Origin of the sequence: Pseudomonas sp. BF-B-26, from assembly GCF_019956495.1 — a bacterium.
In the GTDB taxonomy this organism is placed as follows: domain Bacteria; phylum Pseudomonadota; class Gammaproteobacteria; order Pseudomonadales; family Pseudomonadaceae; genus Aquipseudomonas.
The window spans coordinates 79,822-100,986 of record NZ_JAHBDP010000033.1 but is presented as its reverse complement, the minus strand read 5'-3'; the positions used below and the strand labels follow the sequence as shown (position 1 = coordinate 100,986).

Sequence of the window (21,165 nt, the reverse complement as noted above, 5' to 3'; positions counted from 1 at the left end):
CTCACCCATACATGTATAAAAGGTTATCGATCAGCTCAAGCTCCTGCTGTGTGTACTGGACCTTGTTGTACCGTCTAATGTCCTCAAGCACTCCTCTGATTGGAACTTGCCGCGAAGGATCCTGAACAATTTCGATCAGACGGTCGTAATCGGGATCTCTTCCCTTGAGGTATTTTTCAATCAGTTCTTTGAGCGCCACGCGCGCCTCTAGATCGGTTAGCACTGTTACTTCTCCGGCAAGATAGTGACTTCATCCGCTTTGATGATAGTGGTAGTACCTGGTTTCGGAATGAGTTATCGCCCACCACCTGTACCTTAGCCAGCATACGCTTTCGTGAAGCGTTCCAGGTTCGGACTTTTATCATCAAGCTAATATGGGACTTTTACGGTTGGCACGTCGTCCTTATAGAGTTGCAGCGTGTCGAACTTCAATCGCAGGCAACCATCACTCCATGCAGGGGCGGGGGCAGCACTACGGCCATCAAGCAGATTTGGTATCCATGTGGCGATTCAGTGGTTGCAGAAAACTCTGAATAATAGGGTAAATGTAGGGAGCCATTCCGGTCTGTGAGATGGTTTCAATCCCCGCGTGTGCTGCGGGGATTACTTTCCATAAGCTAGGAGCTACTGATAAAGTCCCGCAGAAGAATTCAGGGCGTTCAACAATTTCTGAGCTGGAATAGCGTACTGACCGAGGTTCGCCATATCCAGATCCACCCAGTCTTGATCATCATCAATTTCCAATATCAGCAAATCGATTTTTTTGAGCTGGAAGAAACTGATGATGTCGCGAATCTCTTTCTCGCGTTGCACGTGATCATTTCCATAGAGCCCACCGGCATAGAAGAAGCCCTTATCACCCATGGCAAGTTTCTTCTGAGAGCCAATAAGGGACATTTTGAAGCGTTGGTGAAGAAATTTCGTGGCTTCCACATCACTCGTCGGTGATGCCGCTGCAATGCTTATTTTGGTCATGGTTTAAACACAATAGGTCAGGGTTTTTTGTGTTTTCAAAAAATCGATTAAGTCGGTCATTTTGATAGTTTTGTTGTATTGCATCGTTAATACTCAAATTATTCTGTTTTGATTTCCCCTTCTCTGTCGTATTCGTAACGCAGGGCGCCCCTACCCTGATGTTCTATAATAACGTTGTGGTAGCCCTGTCCTATTTTATTTGTTTTTATTTATTTAAATCTTTAAAGGGATTCGAGCTCGGTAGTGCAACCAAGTTTTTTCAGCCTTTGGATTTCTTGTTCGAATGTGTAGTTTGGCAGGTCTTTATTTTGTTTGTCATACTCGTTCCTTAGAAGTCTAAATAGCTTGCCTGTTTTTTCTTTTGTTTTGCTGTCGAGACTGTTAATAAGGTCATAGTTGTTGGCAGATAAAAACTCAAACTTGTGCTTTATTACGTAATAGGCTGTGATGTTCGAAAGTAATCCTGCCGCGTCTTCGTAATTTTCGCCGAGGTACTTTGCATACTCTTCAAATATATTTGTCAGTAAGCTTCGTGCTGCGCTTTGCGTTTTAAGTACGCCGCACATTTCCTGCCAGTTGCTGACATAAAGATGATCGCCCCAATCAGATCCCCTCGCGAAGTAAATGCCGTTTCCCTTGAAAAAATCGGCGATTTCATGCTGATCTAGAGCCGTTTCGAAAGTGGTTTTCATTGAAGCTTTTCCCAGTCATCAAAATTTTTCAACAGCGTTCCCACGTCACTATTATGGGAAACACTCTCTGATCCGATCAGAGCAGCTTCTTTTGTCCCACTTTTGGTTGCCCCGCCAGGAACCCATTCGTTCGGGTACGCACCATTTTCTTTTCCATTAGGCATTTCATAGCGGAATCTTGGGTCGTCAGGCTTGATTTTAACGATATATATGCCCTCGCCCTCTAGAGTTTTTGCGCCAAGGTTTAGCTCGCTATTTAGCACCCGCCAATCGTTGCCGGCAGCTCGGTATTTCGCGACGACATTTTCCATCTCAGAGGACAGCCCTACAAATTTTCGTTGTGGGAAACCTGGGAATTTTGAGCCTGTGATCCAGCTTTCGATAACCACGAAGGATCCTCCCTCTTTCGCGAAAAGCTCTCGGTGAGCGCTTATATAATCGTCAGGAAGGTAGTCCCCTGGATTTGGCGGCCGATCCGCCTTGTTCATGTCGATGATTTCGTCGAATTTTTCCTGACTCATTGGCAAATGGTCAGGCTTCTTCGCGTTCGCAGAGTTAGTAGGTAGCTTGCAGTCAGGCCCTGGGCAGGTATCACTCAACCCTAACGTATCCACCCACCCGGTAGGGTTAGGCACGTACCGATAGTTGTTCAACCCGCCCGCAAGCTTGATCGGATCCGGCGTCAAAAACCGTCCAGTCCCCGGATTGTAGTAGCGATGCCGGTTGTAATGTAAGCCCGTTTCCGTATCGAAGTACTGACCCTGGAAGCGTAGCGGGTTGTCGATTTCAGCAATGTCGAGGGTGGCGAGGTTGCCATAGGCGCGGTATTTCGCCGACCACATGATCTCACCGCTGTAGTCGGTGAGTTCCTGCGGGGTGCCAAGGTGGTCGAGTTGGTAGTAGAACGGCTCGGCTTTGAGTGGGCCTTCGCCATCGAGCATCGCCAAAGGACGGAAGGTGCCCGGCTCGTAGATGTAGCTGCGATAGCGGTTGTCCGCGCTTTCGGCGATGAGGCGTTCGCCTTGCCACAGGAACTCTGTGGTTTGGCCGTCGACGGTTTTGGCGATTCGACGGCCGAAGGCGTCGTACTTGTAGCTCGCGACGCTACCGCCGGGAAGGCTGACCCCGATGAGGCGGTGTTGGCAATCGTAACGGTACTCGGTGACAAGCTTTTGCCCGGTTCCACGGCGCTCGCGGATCTGGTTGCCGTAGGCGTCGTAGTCGTAATGACGGTCGCCCTGCATTAGCAGGCGGTTGCCTTTTACGTTGGCCAGGTTCGTGGTTGGCTGGTCGCCTTGGCCGAGGAGGTTGCCTGCCGGGTCGTGGGCGAAGCTTTCCGGGGTGGTGCCACGGACGTTGATCAGGCGGTCGAGCGGGTCGTAGTGGTAGCTGCGATTACCTTTGCGACTGTCGTCGATGCCGGCGAGGTTGCCGTTGGCGTCGTAGGCGTATCGGCGCTGGAACAGGTTGCGATCTTGCTGACTGACGCTGTGAGCTTGCAATCGACCTTGTTCGTCGTACTGGTATTGGCTGAGCAACAGACCCTGTTGACGCTGCTGTTCGCGACCGGCGCTGAATTGGTGGGTGGTCAGGCGCGAGCCATTGAGGTCGATGCTGCTCAGGCGACCGCCGGATTGGTGGCGGTAGTCGAGTTTGCTGCCATCAGGTAGGCGGCAATGGCTAAGCTGGCCGAGTTGGTCGTACTCGTAACGCAGGGTGCCCCAGCCTTGGTGCTCGGTGATGAGGCGGTCTTGCAGGTCGTATTCGTAGGCGAGGGGCCAGTGGCCGTCGTCGACGTTCACGAGGCGACCGAGGGCGTCATGGCTGTAGTGAATCTTCTCGCCATCGGCCAGGGATTTCACCAGCAAGCGGCCAGCGGTGTCGCGTTGGTACTCAGTGACCAGCTCACTGCCGTCGTCGCCGAACTCGGTTTTCTTCAGCAACTGACCTTTGAGGTCGTATTCGTAGGCGGTACGTCGACCGTCGAAACCGGTTTCCTGTTGGATGAGGCCATTAGGGTAATAGTCGAGGTGGTAGTGCTCGCCACGTTGGTTTTCGATCTCGCTGAGCAGCAGGCGCGAGTTGTCGTAGCGGTAGCGCAGCTGGCTGCCATCCGGGTTGATGCGACGGCTGACCAGGTGCAGGTTATCGACATATTCGTAGCGGGTGACGCGGCCCAGTTCATCACGTTCGGCGGTGACTTTGCCGTAGGCGTTGTAGGTGAATCCACGGGTTGCGCCACCGGGCAGGGTGATTTGCGCGAGACGGTTCGCCGCGTCCCATTGGTATTGAGTGATCGCGCCGCTTTCGTCCTGGCGAGTGATTTGCCGACCTAGCGCGTCATAGCGGTACTTGCGCTGACCACCGTCAGGCAGCTGTTCTTCGAGCAGTTGGCCGAGATTATTCCAACCCAGCTGATGACGGCTGCCGTCGGGATGACGGATTTCCAGCAGGCGGCCCTGGCGGTTGTAGCTGTAATGGGTCGAATTGCCGTCCGGGTCGATTTGTTCGGTGATGTCGCCTTGGTCGTTGCGCCAGTATTTCCAGCTCGCCGGACCGCGGTTCACCACGCGGACGAAGCCACGGTAGTACTCGTAGGTAGTCGGTGTATCTTCCGGTGGAATAACCGCGACCAGTCGGCCGGCTTCGTTGTACTGGTATTCGGTGACGGCGCCGAGTGGGTCTTTTTCGGCGATCAGGCGACCCTTGTCATCATAGGCCTTCAGGTGTTCGGCGCCATCCGGGTCGACTTTTGCGACCAGTCGAGCCTTATCGTCGTGGGTGTAGACCTCTTCACTGCCGTCGGCGTTGGTAACCGTGACGCTGCCCTTGTCATCCCAAGCGTAGTGCGCGTCCATCTGCGAGAAGCTTGCCCAGTGACGGATGCAGCGTGCCGACTTGCCTTCTTTTTCCCATTCCCAGTAGTAGCTGGCGCCACCAGCCAGTTGCCGCTCGAGAATGACGTTTTGGTCGTTGTAGGCATAACGCTCGGCTTCACCAGCGGCGTTTTTGGCTTCGATCAGACGGTGCTGGGCATCGTAGCCATAGGTGACCAACGTCTGGATGGTGCTCCAGGTGTCTTCCAGATTGTCTGCCGGGCTGAACTGCTGATAGTCGATGGCGACGATGTGCTTTCGATCGTAACGCACGAGGAGGGCGCGACCGGCACCGTTATCGACACGTTTGATTCGACCGTGGATGTCACGAGTAATGTGCAGGCGATTGCCATAATCGTCACTGATGGCAATCAGCGTCGCGCCTTTAGTGTTGTAGCGGAAATGGTAAAACTAACCAAAAGGGGACACCCATTTTCTGGATACGGCTGATCAGTCCCATTCAATTATTTGTTGATTCTGCTGCCTTGGTTTCGTTTAGGTTGGCGTTAAAGTACGCCATGAAATCCTGTCCTTGAGCAAAGGCTTTTTCGATCTTCATGCTTTGCTCTTTCAGAGCGGCGCTTGGTTTGGCCCATTGTTCAGAGGGTAACGGTTTGGACCACTGAGCAATGGATTCAAGTAGAGATTTCATGCTGAAACGGTGGTCCCATTCTGCTACCCAGTACGGAAAACGCCACCAAGTGATCAGGTGTGTCAGGTACCACCAACCAACTCCTAAAGCGGAACGTTCGTTGTGCTGGTAGTCCTCGTGCATGTTTTCCATTCAATTATTTATCTATTCTTCTGTCTTGATTTCATTTAGGTTCGCCTTGAAGTACGTCATGAAATCTTGTCCCTGAGCAAAAGCCTTTTCGATCTTGGCGCTTTGCTCTTTCAACGCTTGGCTCGGCTTGGCCCACTGCTCAGTCGGTAGAGATTTTGACCACTCAGCAATGGAATCAGGTAAAGATTTCATGCTGAAACGGTGGTCCCATTCTGCTACCCAGTACGGAAAGCGCCACAAAGTGATTACATGAGTGAAATACCACCAGCCAACACCTAGCGCGGAGCGCTCGTTATGTTGGTACTCCTCAAGCATATCTTCGTGTTCTTTATCAAATGTATGGCGGCCTTCGTACGGTGCTTTACCGGGGCAGTGTTGTGGCCCTTTTTCCATGTAAACACGTATCGCCTCCCATTTACCCAAACCATGAACTGGAGTCATTACTCCCTGGTTCACAAAATGAACGGAATCAGTTTTAGGGTCGTCAAATGCCATGCCAAAGGTATAAGTACTCATGACGCCGACCCCAGTTACCCCCGTACTGACAGAAAGCCAGGACACCATTTCTTCCCACGGTTGGATGACCGGTTCGTCAGACCCATTAGCAAAAAAACAGACTTCGCGGCGTTGCCTATTGAAGCGTATAGGGCGGATACGGACTTTGGCTAGAGTAGTGCTGATGACAACATAGAGTCCCAAAACTGTGGCTCCTGCTGCTCCCCAAGCGCCGATTGCAGCGCCGGTGGGGAAAAACTCTATGAAAATATGTGTAAATGTTCTGCCATAGGGATCACCAAAACTCATTAGCCCGGCGATGAAGGGGCCGATTATCAAACTCACAATCAGTATGAGCATGCTGCTTGCGATCATGACCCTGGTTTGGAATGCCTTATTGACGTTACTGCTACCTATGTCTAGGTAAGTGTCGTTGATATCAAGAAAACTTCCCCCCAAATCCATTGGGATCTGGCCGGTAGGGATGGGTAGTGGTGAAAAAAACACTGCTTCGCCAGAAGTAAAACGTCGAGTTTCGCCAACGATAGGTCGCTGCTTTTGTATATCGAACTCGTCGTACTGCTGAGAGGTAGGTGTCATGCGGAAAGCCATAAAGTTTGTTCTATTCAATTATTTGTTGATTCTTCTGCCTTGGTTTCGTTTAGGTTGGCGTTAAAGTACGCCATGAAATCCTGTCCTTGAGCAAAGGCTTTTTCGATCTTCATGCTTTGCTCTTTCAGAGCGGCGCTTGGTTTGGCCCATTGTTCAGAGGGCAACGGTTTGGACCAATGAACAATGGATTCAGGTAGAGATTTCATGCTGAAACGATGGTCCCATTCTGCTACCCAGTACGGAAAACGCCACCAAGTGATCAGGTGTGTCAGGTACCACCAACCAACTCCTAAAGCGGAACGTTCGTTGTGCTGGTACTCCTCGTGCATGTCCTGTCGTTCTTGATCGAAAGAGTGGCGACCCTCGTATGGTGCTTTACCAAGGCAAAACTCCGGTCCTTTTTCCATGTAAACACGTATGGCCTCCCATTTGCCTAGCCCATGAACAGGAGTCATGACCTCCTGTGTAAGAAAGTGCACCGTATCGGCCTTGGGATTATCTATGGCCATGCCAAAGGTGTAGCTGCTGATTATGCCTACTCCGGTGAAACCGGTGCTGACTGAGATCCACGCAACCGTGTCTTCCCAAGGTTGGATCACGGGTTCGTCGGAGCCATTCGGGAAGTAACAGACCTCTCGGCGTTGACGGTTAAATCGGATGGGTCGGGCGCGGGCTTTGCTTCTTGTGGTGCTGATAATCGCGTACAGGCCAATCAGCGCTGCTCCCCCTCCACACCAGAGCGCTAGTGGTATTCCGAACTCAAAAAAATCGTTGAAGTAAAACCAAAAGCTTCTGCCGAATGGATTTATGAATGCTGCGAAGCCCATCAAGATTGGGAGAACAAATAGACAAACGATAACTACGACTGTCGGGAGTGACACAGCTAATCGTGCTTGGAAAGACTTGGTGAGATTGCTGCTACCCAAGTCCAGATAGGTGTCGTTGACTTCAACAAAACTTCCGCCGAGATCCATTGGGATTTGCCCGGTAGGAACAGGTAGAGGTGAGAGGAACAATGCTTCGCTAGTGGGAAAATGGCGAGTTTCCCCGGCGACGGGGCGCTGATGTCGAATGTCGAACTCGTCGTACTGCGGAGAGGTAGGTGTCATGCAGGATAACCATAGCGTGCATCTCCGGCATGAGGTAGTCGATTATATTTATGCATCAAGGAAGCGGCTCATCGTTTCCATTCAATTATTTATCGATTCTTCTGCTTTGATTTCATTTAGGTTCGCCTTGAAGTACGTCATGAAATCTTGTCCCTGAGCAAAAGCCTTTTCGATCTTGGTGCTTTGCTCTTTCAACGCTTGGCTCGGCTTGACCCACTGCTCAGTCGGTAGAGATTTTGACCACTCAGCAATGGAATTAGGTAGAGATTTCATGCTGAAACGATGGTCCCATTCAGCAACACAGTACGGGAAGCGCCACCAGGTGATCAGGTGTGTCAGGTACCACCAGCCAACCCCGAAAGCGGAACGTTCGTTGTGTTGGTGCTCCTCATGCATGTCTTGCCGTTCTTTATCGAAGGTGCCACGGCCTTCGTATGGCGCTTTGCCAGGGCAGAACTCTGGACCTTTTTCCATATAAACACGTATGGCTTCCCACTTACCCAAGCCATGAGCAGGAGTCATTACGCCTTGTCTCACAAAATGCACTAAGTCAGCTTTGGAATCGTCGAACGCCATACCAAAGGTATAGGCGCTTGTTACTCCTACTCCAGTAACACCTGTACTGATTGAAAGCCAAGATACTATCTCTTCCCATGGTTGAATGACGGGGACGTCAGAACCTTCGGGAAAGAAACAGACTTCACGACGTTGGCGGTTGAATCTAATAGGACGGGTGCGCGACTTCGCTCTGGTAGTGCTCAAGATAACGTAAGTACCCAGGAGCGCAGCTATTCCTCCTCCCCAAATACTAAAGGTCACACCGAAATGGAACATGCCTGTTGCTCTGTCCCAAAAGGACTCGGAAAATGGGTTTCCCCAGGTAGTAGATCCTGCGAGCAAAGGCAGAATAATCAGGCATGAAAAAATAAACATCATCCCGAGTCCAATCATTGCCCTCGCTTGGAAAGCCTTGCCGAAATTACTACTGCCTACGTCAAGGAATATGTCATTAACCTCAACAAAGCTTCCGCCCAAATCCATGGGGGCGTTGCCCGTTGGTATCGGCAGCGGAGAGAGGAACAATGCTTCACCTGTCGCGAAGCTTCGCTTCTCACCAGCCACGGGCCGCATTTTTTTGAGATTGAGATCGTCGCTGGATTGCTCATTTATTGAAGACATTAGGTTTGCCCGGCTTGTTTTGATGATTCGAGCACAGTCAGTGTGTCGGTGGTCACAATGATTGCTTGAGCGGTGGTATTTCGTGCGCTGAGAAACCCAGTTGTTGAGAATTCCTTTCCGTTTCCAACGTTCAGTGTCTTGGTTTCAAACATTATTTCCTGATATTTTGGGGCTCCGGGGAGTGGATGGTATCGCAACTTTATCGCAAGACCATGCTGGGCGTTGGCCTCATGTGCAAAAATTTCTAACCCCAATTGGAGTGGCGCGTCTGGTAGGCTCAGTAAATTGAGCTGATATAGCAAAGGTTCAGTCCAAGGCTCCCAGTCATTGCGCTGGAGATTGCTTGACCAATACGCCGTAAGGCCAAATCCAACATCATCCAGTTCTCGAATCGTGATATTTGGAATGCTAATTACAGCAATAGGTCTGTTGTTTATTTGTCTCAGACCGACCTGAGGGGTTGAAGTGATCTCTGCCAATTGCATGCGATCTTCTTGGAATTCGCGATTTTTGTTCTTCTTTCCCCACGCGCCCTGTTGAAGCCAGTTATCAAGCTTTGTTTTATTATTTCGGTTGTAAATCCACTCGCCACCTAGCTGCAACACCGTCAAACCTAACCCTATTAAATTGGCCCTCGCAGCAACGCTCAGTAGTTTGCCACCTGCTGTGACCCAAGCGACAGCTCTTGCTTGGCTAACATTTGAAGCCGCCTCAAACATATGTTGCCCTGTTCGTGCAACTGCCCAACCGTTAACGACGAATTGTCCAGAGTCGCCCGCGATTGTCATGCTGGCACCAGCCAGCTTTGCACTATCTCCCGACCTCAAGGCTTCTGTCCAACGAGCGACAGAGCCTTTTTCCCCATACAGACTTGTGGCTGCCGCCGCCATACCGAACCCGTAAGCTGCTAACCCCAGCCCCCCCGTGAGCTTTCCCATGCGCGCGGCTAACTGAACTTTTCCGGCTGCACTTGAATAGTTGTTTTTGGCTACGTTTAGAGTAGTGGCAGATATTCCCTGCGCAGCCGCAAAACCTCCTCCGCTTGCAGAGAAGAACGCATTGCCAAATGCAATGTAATCAGCTTTATCCCAGCCGGGTTTTCTTCTTAACTCTGAGTAAACAGTGACGAAGCTAATTAACTGCACAACAAATACAGCTGATGCGAAGATGTCGCCTCCCGCTGACTGAAATATATCTTTTCCTAATCCTCTTACCTTGTCGCCTGTGTTTAAGCGGTGGTCTTCGGCCATTCGGTGGAATTCTGCTTCTTGGGCGCTGGTTAGGCCTTTAATTTTGATACTTGCTTTACTCGGGCCTTCGCCAACTGCAATCATTGCAGGCGCGATTTTTTTCTCTAACGGGGCGACGGATTGCTGAACAGATTTACGCTGTGCGACCAACGATCGATAGCTTCCCTTGGGGGCTCGACCTTTTCGTTCATTAGCTAATGTCTCCCTGATCTTGTTTTTGAGCGAGGACATTTGCTGGCGGAGTTCGGTAAGTTTCGCCATGTCAGCTTCGAACGCATGAAGCTGGCTTGCAGAAGCAAACTCTAGAGTAATACCTTTTTTGCCAAATGTTCTTAGTACGTCGATCCATGCTGAGCCGGGAATATTCCGCAGGATTTTAGCTGGGTCTATTGCCCGGCCGCTGCGTAGCCCTTCTATAGCTTCTTCTAGAGCATTCGCCAAGCGGAGTTGTTTGGCAGGTTCATAAGCTGTGTTTCGTGCTTGATCGAAAGTTATTCCATCGCTGCTTAGATTAATTGATGCCGCGAGATCCTGGGTCAGGAGCGTTACGAACTCTCGGCTAATTTTTTGCAGTCCTTGGAAGTCCTTTGCTGAAAGGGGTATATCTCGAGCCGATTTTATTAATGATCCGATTTTCGCAAACAGATCCTTCTGGTCGGTCAAACTTGCAGTAAAGAAGGTTGGAACTGTAAAGCCCGGCTCTTTTTCTATTAGGTCTGCAATCGCTTCGGTGGCCTTGTCGGTGCGACATATGTCTCTCATGCACGCGTATTCAGTAGCAAGTGCTGATTCAAGTTGGGTTCCAAATTTTGGATCAAAATACCAAGCAGATTTATAGAAGCGCTTTTCGCATGCAATTTTTATTCGATCATCAGTTATCAAATCCAGCCGTTTATTCCAACGGCTTAATTGTGCTCGCTGTTGTTTAAGAAAGGCTTCCATAGCCGGTCGGTCAATCAGGTCGTTGATACCTTCTTGTCCCATTTTTGCGCCATTGAGCGCTTCATGAGCATTGTCTTCGATGGTCTCGATCAGGTCTTCGTACTTGGAATGCAAAGGTCCAAGACTCGTACGCATCCGCGACCTTGAAGCTGCAATAGCCCCACGATGCGTACCTGCACCGGAATATTGGGTTTGATTTTTAACGTTGACATAGTCGACGATCGATTGCCGCTGCTCTTCGCTTGTTTCGTCCTTGAGTTTGGCAAATCGAGGGTCGCCTTGGGCGGCATTCAGAATGGTTTCGCCGGTTATGGTGTACAACGATTCGATGTAGCAACCAAACACATACTTCTTTTGATTGGCTTCTGCGTCACTCCAGTTACTGATCCAGCCAGTGACCAAATCCTGATGCTCGGCGAGATCGCGCAGCACGCCCAAGTCATCTTGTATGACCAAATACAGATGGTCACGCTCATTTTCCGCCTTGACTTGCTTTTTAAGCGCGCCCAACTGAGTTTTCTTGAAGTGCGACGCTTGCTCCCAGAGATAGTCCTGGCTTTCCTCAGGCTTGGCACCCGTAACCGCCGGTTCCTTGCTCGGCTGCTCCGCAACTTCAGCAATCCATTTTTCCGCCTGACTTGGCGTCAACAGATTAGCCGCGCCTTTCTCCGGATCAGCCTTGGTCAGATCCACTGCCTGCATGAAGTATTCACGCTCGGATTTGTGCTTGATGACCTGTGCGCATTTGGCGGCGGTCCATTGCACTTCGGAGTAGTTGACGTAGAGCTTGCTCAAACGGGGGAAGACCAGCACGGCTTCGCCCACGTTGCTTTCGCGTTTGTTGGCGGTGATTTCGCCTTTTTCCCACAGCAGTTGGGTCACGATGCCGTTCTGGATTCGGTATTCGTGCATGACCGCTTGAGGTTTTTTGTCGACGATGACGTAGAGCCAGCCGTCGCGGATCAAGCGAATGCCCAGTGGGCGTGAAGTGGTTTTGTACGGCATCGCCAATGCGCTGGATGGGTCAAGTCGTTCGACCAGACCGTAGCGCAGAGGGATGAGCTGGATCTTGGCCTTCATCAGTGGGCAGCCGCCCAGGGCACACTTGCCGTCGTCCCGGCTTTTTGCAACGTTGTTCGGGCTTTTGCCGGTCGATGTGGGCGTTGTCATCCTTGGCTCCTTAGCAGGGCTTCAGCCCGTTCCTGGGCAATATCAGCGACCCGTTCGAGTCGCTGAGCGGGCGTTTGTTCCGAAGGGGTCTTCAGTATCGCATCCAGGTCCGGATGTTCTTCCAGCGCTCGCTCACCGAGAAACCCGTGAATGTTGGCGTAGAGAGTGATGTCGAGCTCGGTGTTGAAGCCTCGATCATATGAAGTCGACGCCAATGAATGCAGGTGTTCCCAGCGCTGCAGAGGCGTCGCTTGTGCCTGATAGGACGGAAAGTATTCGTGCATGTGTTCGTCGAGGCGCAGGACGATGCTGCGAAAATTCACTTCATCCAGTTGGCTGAGTTGCTCGTCGCTCAAGCGGTAGCGTTTGCTGTGGTTCGGCTCAATGGCTTTGCCGGGGCGCTGGTTGATGTGCCAGCAGCCCAATGCCGCGTCGGCGCCGACGATCTGCGAGCAAGGGCCGAACAGGGTAGGGTCCTTGATGCTCTCGCTGTAGTCGAGCAGCGCATGGGCCACGGCCGGATCAGCTACGCGCAGCAGCACTTCCTCACCCTGTGGGTGCATGACGCTGGTGAGCCAGCGAAAATGGTCGACCATGTGTTCCCAGGGTTGATCGCTGAACGCGAGGTAGCCCCATTCTTGGCGAGGCTCAGCCAGAAACTTTGCCAGGATGGGATTGTTCTGCGCTTTTATCTGAACCAGACACGGCGAAACGTCACCCAACTCAGCCCACGGAGTACCGAGGTAGAGCGGCTCAAAAATCGGATTATCCGACCATTGATAAAGGTGTTGAGGCAGTTTCTCGACGCTGACGCCATCCAGTAGCAAACCGACGGTGCCCTTCCACGGGAGGCCTTGAGGCAACCCATTTTCCAGCGGCCACTGGGGCTTAAGCATTTTGCGCCTCCAGTTTGGCCTTCTCGCAGATCGCGCAGATTGGCTTCTTTTGCATCAGCGCTTGCCGCTGTGCAGGCACCAACAATTGCCCGGCCTTATCCGCATCTGCCTGCTTCAACGGCCCCGGCAATAACGGCGCCGCCCCCGTCCCATTTCCCGGACTCCCGCCGGAGTTCATGTTGATCACCGGCCCGCTCAACGTCACACCGCTGCCATCAATCTTGATGAAGCTGCCACCACCCTTGAGGGTCAGTTCACTGCCCGCTTCGAGCACGACTTTCATGCCGCTGCTCAGGTGGATTTCCTGGCCGGCTTCGATGAACTGGCCGGTGCCGACTTTGATGTGCTGGTTGACGCCCACGGTGAGGTGGTCGTTGGCGCGGGTTTCGACTTTGCGGTCGGCGTAAACGGTGTGGTGTTCTTCGGCCTTGAATTCGCTGTAGCTGTTTTGCTCGACGGTGTCGTGGCGTTCGTTGCCGACGCGGATTTTCTGGTCGTGCTCGACGTTTTCGTCCCAGTCGCGCTGGGCGTGCAGGAAGATTTGTTCCTGGCCCTTTTTGTCTTCGATGCGCAGTTCGTTGTAACCGCCGCCACCGGGGGAGCTCAGGGTTTTGAAGGTGCTGCGGGTTTTGTTCGCCGGCAGGGCGTACGGGACGACGTTTTCCTTGTGGTACAGGCAGCCGCTGATCAGCGGTTGGTCGGGGTCGCCTTCGAGGAAGCTGACCAGCACTTCCATGCCGATGCGCGGGATGGCGATGCCACCGTAGTGGGCGCCGGCCCAGGCGGAGGAGACGCGCAGCCAGCAGCTGGTCTTGTCGTCGGCCTGGCCTTCGCGGTCCCAGTGGAATTGCACTTTGACGCGACCGTATTGGTCGCAGTGGATTTCTTCACCTTTTGGCCCGGTGACTACGGCGCTTTGGCTGCCGAGGATGCGCGGCTTCTTTTGCGTCAGCGGTGGGCGGTTTGGCACGTCCCACGGGGTGGCCTGGAAGCGGTTGCGGTAGCCCTGGTGGAAATCGTCTTTGAGTTTGGTCGTGTCACTGGTAACCGACTCTTCCAGCACTTGCGGCTGTTTGCCTTCGTGGAGGATTTCGGTGAGCAGCCACAGGTCGTTCCATTTGGCTTTAGGGTGTTGGGTCAGGGCCAGGAAGTGGCCGCTGACCAGCAACGGCTGATCGCTTTTGCCTTCGGCGAGCTGGAAGTCGCTGCGGTGACGTTCGAGGGCGCGTTTGGCCAAGTGCTTGCCGCGTTCGCGGTCGATGAAGCGGCCGGGGTAGTCGTAGTCTTCGAGGTCGGGCAGGGCGTCGCCACGGTTTTCGCTTTCCAGCGTCAGGCGTGGTTTTTCGAAGTCGTAGTCGCGGCGGGTGGTGCGGCTGGTGCGGGTTTCCAGGCGCAGGTCGAAACGCTTGATCACCGGGTCGTTGGCGACCATGCCGGAGTCTTGCTGGTAGGCCACGGGCGCGAGTTTCGGGAACACCGTCTGGTCATCGCCGAACACCAGCTTGTGGGCGGTGGCGCTGTGCTGAAAGTGGTAGTGGATACCTTCTTCCTCGCACAGACGCTGGACGAACTGCAGGTCCGATTCGTCGTACTGAACGCAGTAAATGCGCTCCGGATAAATCGCCCCGACTTTGAATTCGTAGGCATTGCTTTGGATGCCGTGCTCTTCGAGGACGCTGCCGATGATTTTCGGCACGTTAAGGTTCTGGAAGATGCGTTGGTTGATGCGGTGCGCCAGGTAAGACAGTTGCGGGCGCAGGGTCACCGCGTAGCGGGTCAGGCGCTTGCCGGAATCACCCTGGGCGGCGCGGTAGATCTGGCCATGAATGCCGCTGCCGTCAGGCGAGAGCTGCAAAAAGGCCGGTTTGTGCAGCAGGGTCTCGAGGTCCAGGGACGGCTGTTCACTGACCAGCTCCACCTCAAACACAAAAGGCTGGCTGATGGCTTCCCGACCTTGCAGGGAAAAAACCTGGAAGTCGCTGGAAAGACCTTCGATGGTCAGGGCAAAGTGAGTTTGATTGGCCGGCGCGAACATCCCTTGTTCCTCGTGCAGTGCTGCGGCGTTCGCCAAGACCGGAAAAAGGAATCAGCAGACGCAAAATTCTGGAAGGGCGAAAACAACATCGACCAGCAGAGCTGGCCGATGCTTGTGACGGTCGGCCTGACTTAGGCGACCGGCTGACGCCAGTCATCGGAACCCGAAGTACCGGATACTTCGTGGGTCCAGGTGATTTTGCGGTAGGTGAACTGTACTTCTTCCAGGTGGGTGAAGTGCGAGTTCGACGGATCCTGGCAGTTGTGCATTTTGTTGTTGATGGCGACGATGATCGCGTCTTCCAGTTTGGTGGTGTAGTAGTGCTCTTGGGTACCTTGAGCCGAAGTGCGGTACCACTGGATAACGATTTCGCTCATGCGCTCGCCCGAGGTCAGAGCGGCTTGCAGCAGTGGCGAAGCCTTGTCGTAGACCTTGGTGATCACGACTGGCTTGTGAACGCGCTGACCGGTCGGTTGGCCGGACTGTGGGTCACGCGGGATGATCACGTCGTGGCTGAAAGCCTGAACCATGACCTGGTCTTCGTGACCTTCCTGGTAGGTGTTGCCAACCGAGTCGGCGGTGAATGCGCCGGCAGTGATCAGACCTTGTTTTTCGCCAGTGACGGACATGTACGCTGGTGTAGCCATGGATGTGCTCCTTGCTAAAAGTTAGGGTGCCCGGGAGGCGGTATCGCCCGGTGGGTGCCTGACTGTTATCAAGGTCCGTGCCAGAAACGGTTAACACTATATAAATCAGGTGGTTAAGAGATTTTTTCGACCCCGTGGAGAATGTTCGACGGCGATCGCCTGTGAATGTGCGCAAGAAGTTGCGCAGTACTGCGCAACTTCTTGCGCACTTGGCTGGGGGCCTGACAGGCCGGGCGCTCCGTCACCCGGGAAGGGCTTTCGCAGCGATGAGTGCGCAACTTCTTGCGCATCAAGGCGGTTAGCCATCACTCGGTGACCCATCGTCTGATTTGCCGAAAAACGGTAGCAGAACCGCTAGGGTGACAGGTGCAACGAATGCTGCAGCCTGGAGGTCAAACTCAGCGCCGAGATGAATGAACATCTGCGAACTCAAGGAGAACGACATGAAAATCCTGATGGTTCTAACGTCACACGATCAATTGGGTGACACGGGTAAGAAAACCGGCTTTTGGCTGGAGGAGTTTGCCGCACCGTACTTTGCCTTTAAAGACGCCGGCGCTCAGTTGACCCTGGCCTCGCCCAAGGGGGGGCAACCACCGCTGGACCCAAAAAGCGACGAGCCGGACGCGCAAACTGCGGCCACCGAGCGCTTTCGCAAAGATTCCGCCGCCCAGTCCGCATTGGCGTCTACCGCTCTGCTGAGCAGTGCGAGAGCTGAAGATTACGACGCGGTTTTCTATCCCGGCGGCCATGGCCCGCTGTGGGATTTAGCCGAAGACAAAATCTCGATCGCTCTGATCGAGGCGTTTTACAAGGCAGGCAAACCGGTCGCGGCCGTCTGCCACGCCCCGGGTGTGTTGCGTCACGTCAAGGGCGCGGACGGCCAGCCGCTGGTCAAAGGCAAGCGCGTGACGGGCTTTACCAATACTGAAGAAGAGGCTGTGCAACTGACGAAGGTTGTGCCGTTTTTGGTGGAGGACATGCTTAAGGAGAAGGGTGGCGTCTATTCCAAAGGGGCTGACTGGGCGAGTTATGTGCTCACTGATGGTTTGCTGATTACCGGTCAGAATCCGGCGTCGTCCGAGGCGGCCGCTGAGGCATTGTTGGCGAAGCTGGCTTAAATCCCTGAACGGCCAAAATATTGGCCGGACACTTTCATGTGGCGAGGGAGCTTGCTCCCGCTGGGCTGCGCAGCGGCCCCGATTTCTGCGAACGATTGCAGATTTTTGTGAGTGCTGCGCACTCAAGCGGGAGCAAGCTCCCTCGCCACAAGGTCAAGCCAGACTCGACAATCCCATTGCCTCGCGGCATTCCTCGATCGAGCGTCGCTGTGTCTCGGCATACAATGCCAACTCATCAATCGTCGATCGCCCCAGCGCTTTCTCGAACACCTGCCGGTTCGATTGCACGCCATAGTGGGTTTGCGCCGCATCCCCCAGGTTCGACTGAAAAATCCCCGCTGCGCTGACTGGCAGGAAATCTTCGTACACCAACGGTTCAACCCGCAAATACCCGCCGTTGAGCAGATCCTCCAGCGACCACGATTTCACCTCGTCGGCTGCCAACCCTTTTTCCGTGACGAAGTAGCGAAAGTACGCCAGTTCCTCTCGGCGCATGCCCTCAATGGTGTCAGGGAATTCTGCAAAGTGCTGCGCCATCAGCGCGTTGTAACGTGCGGCATTGGCCTCATTGGGGAAGTCTTTCAATTCATCCCGGGCAGCGTTGAGCAATCGGTCGTAAAGCGCCCGGCCTTTGGGGGTGAGCGCCGCGCCGCGTTGCTCGATCTCGCCGAATCGGGCGCTGTGGCTGCCGTGAGTCTGGGTTTGATCGGTGAAGGCGACAGGCTCATCCAGCGCCTTGAAACTGGTCTGACGCAGCAGGATCGGGCACTGACGGCGGGGCGGGCCTTCGATCACCGCTTTGGGGGTGATGCCGTGGGCAGGCATTTGCGCCTGGACGATGTCGATGTCCAGGGTGCGCGGCGTCAGGTGGTTGATATGCGGGCCGGTGAACGCCACTACGTCGGCGATCAGGCGATGCTGGGCGCTGAGCTTGCGGTACTGCTCGGCGGTCACGGTGGCGGTGTGATGCCAGCGGAACGTTTCCAGCGCCTGCTCGACGAAGTCCCGGGCCTCCTGTTCGGTAAGGCCGCCCTGGGTTTCGGCGCGATGGATGAGGGTCAGCGCAGTGGGCGTGAAGATCGAACGCTTATCCAGCACCGACTGAGCGAACGCTCGCAGTTCCAGGTCTTCGATCAGTTCCAGGCGCAGCAGGGAGGTGAATACCCGGAACGGGCTGACCTGCAACGCCGCCTCATGCACCGCGCGAAAAGCCGTGGAGTGCACAGGAACGCCGGCCGGGGTCAGGTCGTAATAACCCACCGGTTGCATGCCCATCACCGCAAACAACCGGGCGAGGGTGGCCAGTTCATCGGCGGTGCCGACACGGATCGCGCCATGCCGCTCCAGGTCCAGGCGCTGGATTTCACCGGTGCTGCTCAACTGTCGGGCGATGTGTGGATCGCTGGCAAGCACGTGACGGTTGGTCTGTTCCACCAGTTCCATCAGCGCGCCGTACAGCGGCACTTCTTCGCGGTACATGTCGGACATCGCTTTGGAAAAGCGTTGGCGGATCAGGTCAGGGCTGACGAAGTTCGGGTGACTCATGAAAGAATTCCTGGTGCGGTGACGTAAAGGATGCGGGAAAAGATCGCAGCCTTGCGCGGCGCCGACAAACGAAGAATCTTACGGACTTCATTCTGCAAAGGACTGCATGTTCAGTGCAGCCGTTGATCCTGAGGGCTTTCCGAGCGCAGCGATGCCAAAAATTCCCGATACAGCCGCGCCGTGTTCGTCGGTTGTTCCACCATCGGCATATGGCCGGTGTGGTCCCAGACTTCCACTCGCAGATCGGCGATGCCTTTGCTCCAGATCGCCACGCTGCTGACATCGATCAAGCGGTCCTTGTGCCCCCACAGCAACAACGCCTGGCACTTGATGTCGGGCAGTTTCGGCTCCATCGGCGGGCTGGCGCGTAAATCCCTGAAGATTTCTTCCAGCTCATCGCGACTCTGTTCATAGCGTTGCGCGATGGCGTCCAGCACCACCTTGGGTACCCACGGCGGTTCGGCCATGGTCATGGCGTAGAAGCGCTGGAATTCTTCCCGTGAATGAATCAGGAACGGGTTGTGGCCCTTGGCCAAATGCCGCTCCAGGTCGCTGGCTTCGGGGGCGGTGACACCTGCCGGGTCGATCAGGGCCACCGAAACAATGCGATCCGGGTACGTGGCCGCGAGCCACGCTGCCATGTAACCGCCCATCGAATTGCCGATCACATGGACTTTCTCGACGCCGCAGACATCGAGCAACTGGATCATTCGCTTGGCCTGCAAGGGAATGTCGTAGCCGCCGCCCGCCTTGAAGCCGGTTTCACCATGGCCGGCGATGTCGGGGATGATCACCCGATAATTGCCGACAAAGTGCCGGGCAAAACGCAGCCAGACATTTTTGTCGGCGCTGTAGCCGTGGAGCATCAGCACGCTGCTGGATGCTTCGTACGGCCCGCCTTGCCAGGTCGAAACAGTCATTTCGGCGATCGGCACGACAATTTTGTGCAGTCCATACAGCTTCGCCTCTACCGACATGTTCAAGTCATAGAGCCAATGACCGATGGCCGGGTAACTCAACCAGCTCCAGGCCACGAAAACGGCGATTGCGACAACCAACAAAAGCATCAGGCATCTTCCTTTTACGTGATCAGGACAGAATGTGATCAGCGGGTTTCAGCGCCCTGGTCAACCGGTGATAGCTGAAACTGAACCCCGGAAACATCGCAATCACATGACCGCTCTTGCTTTGATACCAACTGTGGCAGCCCCCGGACTTCCATACCGTGCGTTCCATCTCCCGGTGGATCATTTCAGTGTAGGTACGTTCTGCTTCGGGGCGTACTTCAATGCTGCGCAAACCGTGTTCTTTTAACGTGCGGATGCAATCGAGAATGTAGTTCATCCGGGACTCGATGATGAACAGCGCCGAGGTATGGCCGATGCCGGTGTCGGGGCCGGTGACGATAAACAGGTTGGGGAAGTCCGGCAGGCTGGTGCCAAACATTGCTCGCCCGCCTCATGGCTATGCCTTGGTATTCAGGCCGCCCGCCGGTGATGGCTATTTGCCGCTTCCCTGATAGACTCTCACCACACTTGAACCCCTTGTGTTTTCAGGTTCCGTCTCAGTGGCGCAGAGGCCTCTATGGGAAAAACGGGAGGAAAAGGACTTTCACTGGCCAGGAGGCTCTATACATCGCGAATCCTGGGTTTAGCCTTGGGGCTGTTGCTCGTGAGCGCGGCGATGTATCCACTCAACCCTGCACCGTGGGTCTGGGTGGCGATGCTGCTCAACGCCGTACTCTGGCCGCACCTGGCCTATCAATGGGCGCGCCGCGCGCCAGTGCCTTATCACGCCGAACACCGAAACCTGCTGGTGGACGCCTTTCTCGGCGGCTTTTGGGTCGCCGCCATGCACTTCAATCCGCTGCCCGGCGCGACGACCCTGGCCATGATGGCGATGAACAATGTGGCCATTGGCGGTTTGCGTTTCCTGTTGGCAGGAACCGTGGCGCAAGTTCTCGGGATGGGCGTCGGACTGCTGATTTTCTCCCCCGCCTTCGTCCCGCAAACCAGCCAACTGCAGATGTATGCCTGTTTGCCCTTGATGTGTTTGTATCCGCTGGCATTGGGCTGGATCTGCTTCCGCCAGGCCCACACCCTCGGCCGACAAAAGCGTGAATTGCTGGCCCTGAGCCGCACCGACAGCCTCACCGGCCTGCTGAACCACGGCGCCTGGAAGGATCAACTGGAAATCGAATTCCAGCGTTGCAAACGTCAGCAGCAGGGCGGGGCGATTGCACTGATCGACATCGACCATTTCAAATCCATCAACGACACCTACGGCCACGTTGCCGGGGACATCGTGCTGCGCCAGTTGAGCAAAATGCTCAAGCAGAACCTGCGCGCGGCGGATGTTGCCGGGCGCTACGGTGGCGACGAGTTCTGCGTGATCCTCCCGGACCTTCCGCTCACGAGCGCTGCCGCCGCCATGGATGCCCTGCGTGATCGCTTCGCCACCTTGGGCTATGAGCAAAGTCCGGCGCTGACAGTCAGCCTGAGCATCGGCCTGGCGGCCTTCAACCCGGCACACACCGACGCAACCCTGTGGCTCAACGACGCCGACCAGGCGCTCTACGAAGCCAAAGCCAGCGGTCGCAACCGCGTCATCTGTTGCAGCGATAGCAAACCGCATCACCCATTACTTGATTCGGTGTGATCCATCACCAGTCATGTCGCCTGACATTCCGCCATCGCGAGCAAGCTCGGCTCCTACAGATCACGTTGACCTGTAGGAGCAAGGCTTGCCCGCGATGGCTTCAACTCGGTCCAAGCCGAACGCTCAGTGTCGCATTCGGTCTAGAGCCTTGCGCCGTAGTCAGGTAGGGTGTTTTTCAC

General features: G+C 54.5%; 15 protein-coding genes and 2 pseudogenes. 2 read left to right on the top strand and 15 right to left on the bottom strand.

Going from position 1 to position 21,165, the window contains the following annotated elements; all coding sequences use genetic code 11:
- Position 1: 1 nt before the first annotated feature.
- The 12 genes and pseudogenes from KGB03_RS02905 to KGB03_RS02850 all read right to left on the bottom strand — a co-directional run bounded on the left by KGB03_RS02905 (position 2) and on the right by KGB03_RS02850 (position 15,662).
- The gene (locus KGB03_RS02905; protein WP_223526295.1) at positions 2 to 223 is read right to left on the bottom strand and encodes a hypothetical protein; all 222 of its coding nucleotides are present in this window, start codon (positions 221 to 223) and stop codon (positions 2 to 4) included.
- Positions 224 to 624: 401 nt separating this feature from the next.
- The gene (locus tag KGB03_RS02900) at positions 625 to 975 is read right to left on the bottom strand and encodes a hypothetical protein (RefSeq protein WP_223526294.1); all 351 of its coding nucleotides are present in this window, start codon (positions 973 to 975) and stop codon (positions 625 to 627) included.
- 221 nt (positions 976 to 1,196) lie between these two features.
- Entirely contained in the window at positions 1,197 to 1,667 is a 471-nt protein-coding gene (locus KGB03_RS02895; protein WP_223526293.1) for a hypothetical protein, read from the bottom strand.
- Positions 1,664 to 4,954: pseudogene (locus tag KGB03_RS02890) on the bottom strand (RHS repeat-associated core domain-containing protein); the annotation flags it as partial. The gene KGB03_RS02895 and the pseudogene KGB03_RS02890, both read right to left, overlap by 4 nt.
- 49 nt (positions 4,955 to 5,003) lie before the next feature.
- The gene (locus KGB03_RS02885) at positions 5,004 to 5,318 is read right to left on the bottom strand and encodes a hypothetical protein (protein WP_223526292.1); all 315 of its coding nucleotides are present in this window, start codon (positions 5,316 to 5,318) and stop codon (positions 5,004 to 5,006) included.
- Positions 5,319 to 5,339: 21 nt separating this feature from the next.
- Positions 5,340 to 6,434, bottom strand: coding sequence for a DUF6708 domain-containing protein (locus tag KGB03_RS02880; RefSeq protein ID WP_317851227.1), 1,095 nt, complete (start codon positions 6,432 to 6,434; stop codon positions 5,340 to 5,342).
- A 14-nt stretch (positions 6,435 to 6,448) separates the two neighbouring features.
- Positions 6,449 to 7,543: a hypothetical protein gene (locus tag KGB03_RS02875; RefSeq protein ID WP_317851226.1), complete on the bottom strand. Its 1,095-nt coding sequence runs from the start codon at positions 7,541 to 7,543 to the stop codon at positions 6,449 to 6,451.
- 81 nt (positions 7,544 to 7,624) lie between these two features.
- Positions 7,625 to 8,722 carry a hypothetical protein gene (locus tag KGB03_RS02870; protein ID WP_223526291.1) on the bottom strand — a complete coding sequence of 366 codons (1,098 nt, stop codon included), beginning with the start codon at positions 8,720 to 8,722 and terminating at the stop codon, positions 7,625 to 7,627.
- The gene (locus KGB03_RS02865; protein ID WP_223526290.1) at positions 8,722 to 12,084 is read right to left on the bottom strand and encodes a toxin VasX; all 3,363 of its coding nucleotides are present in this window, start codon (positions 12,082 to 12,084) and stop codon (positions 8,722 to 8,724) included. The genes KGB03_RS02870 and KGB03_RS02865 overlap by 1 nt, the downstream gene beginning before the upstream one ends.
- Entirely contained in the window at positions 12,081 to 12,980 is a 900-nt protein-coding gene (locus tag KGB03_RS02860; RefSeq protein ID WP_223526289.1) for a DUF4123 domain-containing protein, read from the bottom strand. Before KGB03_RS02860 ends, KGB03_RS02865 begins: the two co-directional genes overlap by 4 nt.
- Positions 12,973 to 15,015, bottom strand: a complete 2,043-nt coding sequence (gene tssI / locus KGB03_RS02855; RefSeq protein ID WP_223526288.1) for a type VI secretion system tip protein TssI/VgrG — start codon at positions 15,013 to 15,015, stop codon at positions 12,973 to 12,975. The genes KGB03_RS02860 and tssI overlap by 8 nt, the downstream gene beginning before the upstream one ends.
- A 131-nt stretch (positions 15,016 to 15,146) precedes the next feature.
- A complete protein-coding gene (locus KGB03_RS02850) occupies positions 15,147 to 15,662 on the bottom strand; it encodes an Hcp family type VI secretion system effector (RefSeq protein WP_054051032.1) in 516 nt (171 codons plus the stop codon).
- A gap of 443 nt (positions 15,663 to 16,105) precedes the next feature.
- On the opposite strand from KGB03_RS02850, the gene KGB03_RS02845 reads away from it, so the two are divergent.
- Positions 16,106 to 16,783 (top strand): type 1 glutamine amidotransferase domain-containing protein, encoded by a 678-nt coding sequence (locus KGB03_RS02845; RefSeq protein ID WP_218538699.1) that lies wholly within the window; start codon positions 16,106 to 16,108, stop codon positions 16,781 to 16,783.
- Between the two features lie 153 nt (positions 16,784 to 16,936).
- On the opposite strand, the gene KGB03_RS02840 is transcribed toward KGB03_RS02845, so the two are convergent.
- The 3 genes and pseudogenes from KGB03_RS02840 to KGB03_RS02830 all read right to left on the bottom strand — a co-directional run.
- The gene (locus KGB03_RS02840) at positions 16,937 to 18,328 is read right to left on the bottom strand and encodes a VOC family protein (protein WP_223526287.1); all 1,392 of its coding nucleotides are present in this window, start codon (positions 18,326 to 18,328) and stop codon (positions 16,937 to 16,939) included.
- A gap of 110 nt (positions 18,329 to 18,438) precedes the next feature.
- Positions 18,439 to 19,395 carry an alpha/beta fold hydrolase gene (locus KGB03_RS02835; RefSeq protein WP_111452074.1) on the bottom strand — a complete coding sequence of 319 codons (957 nt, stop codon included), beginning with the start codon at positions 19,393 to 19,395 and terminating at the stop codon, positions 18,439 to 18,441.
- Between the two features lie 22 nt (positions 19,396 to 19,417).
- Positions 19,418 to 19,780, bottom strand: a pseudogene (locus KGB03_RS02830) (NAD(P)/FAD-dependent oxidoreductase); the annotation flags it as partial.
- A gap of 132 nt (positions 19,781 to 19,912) precedes the next feature.
- Here KGB03_RS02830 and KGB03_RS02825 point away from each other — a divergent pair.
- Positions 19,913 to 20,986 (top strand): diguanylate cyclase, encoded by a 1,074-nt coding sequence (locus KGB03_RS02825; protein ID WP_223526286.1) that lies wholly within the window; start codon positions 19,913 to 19,915, stop codon positions 20,984 to 20,986.
- Positions 20,987 to 21,165 lie beyond the last annotated feature (179 nt).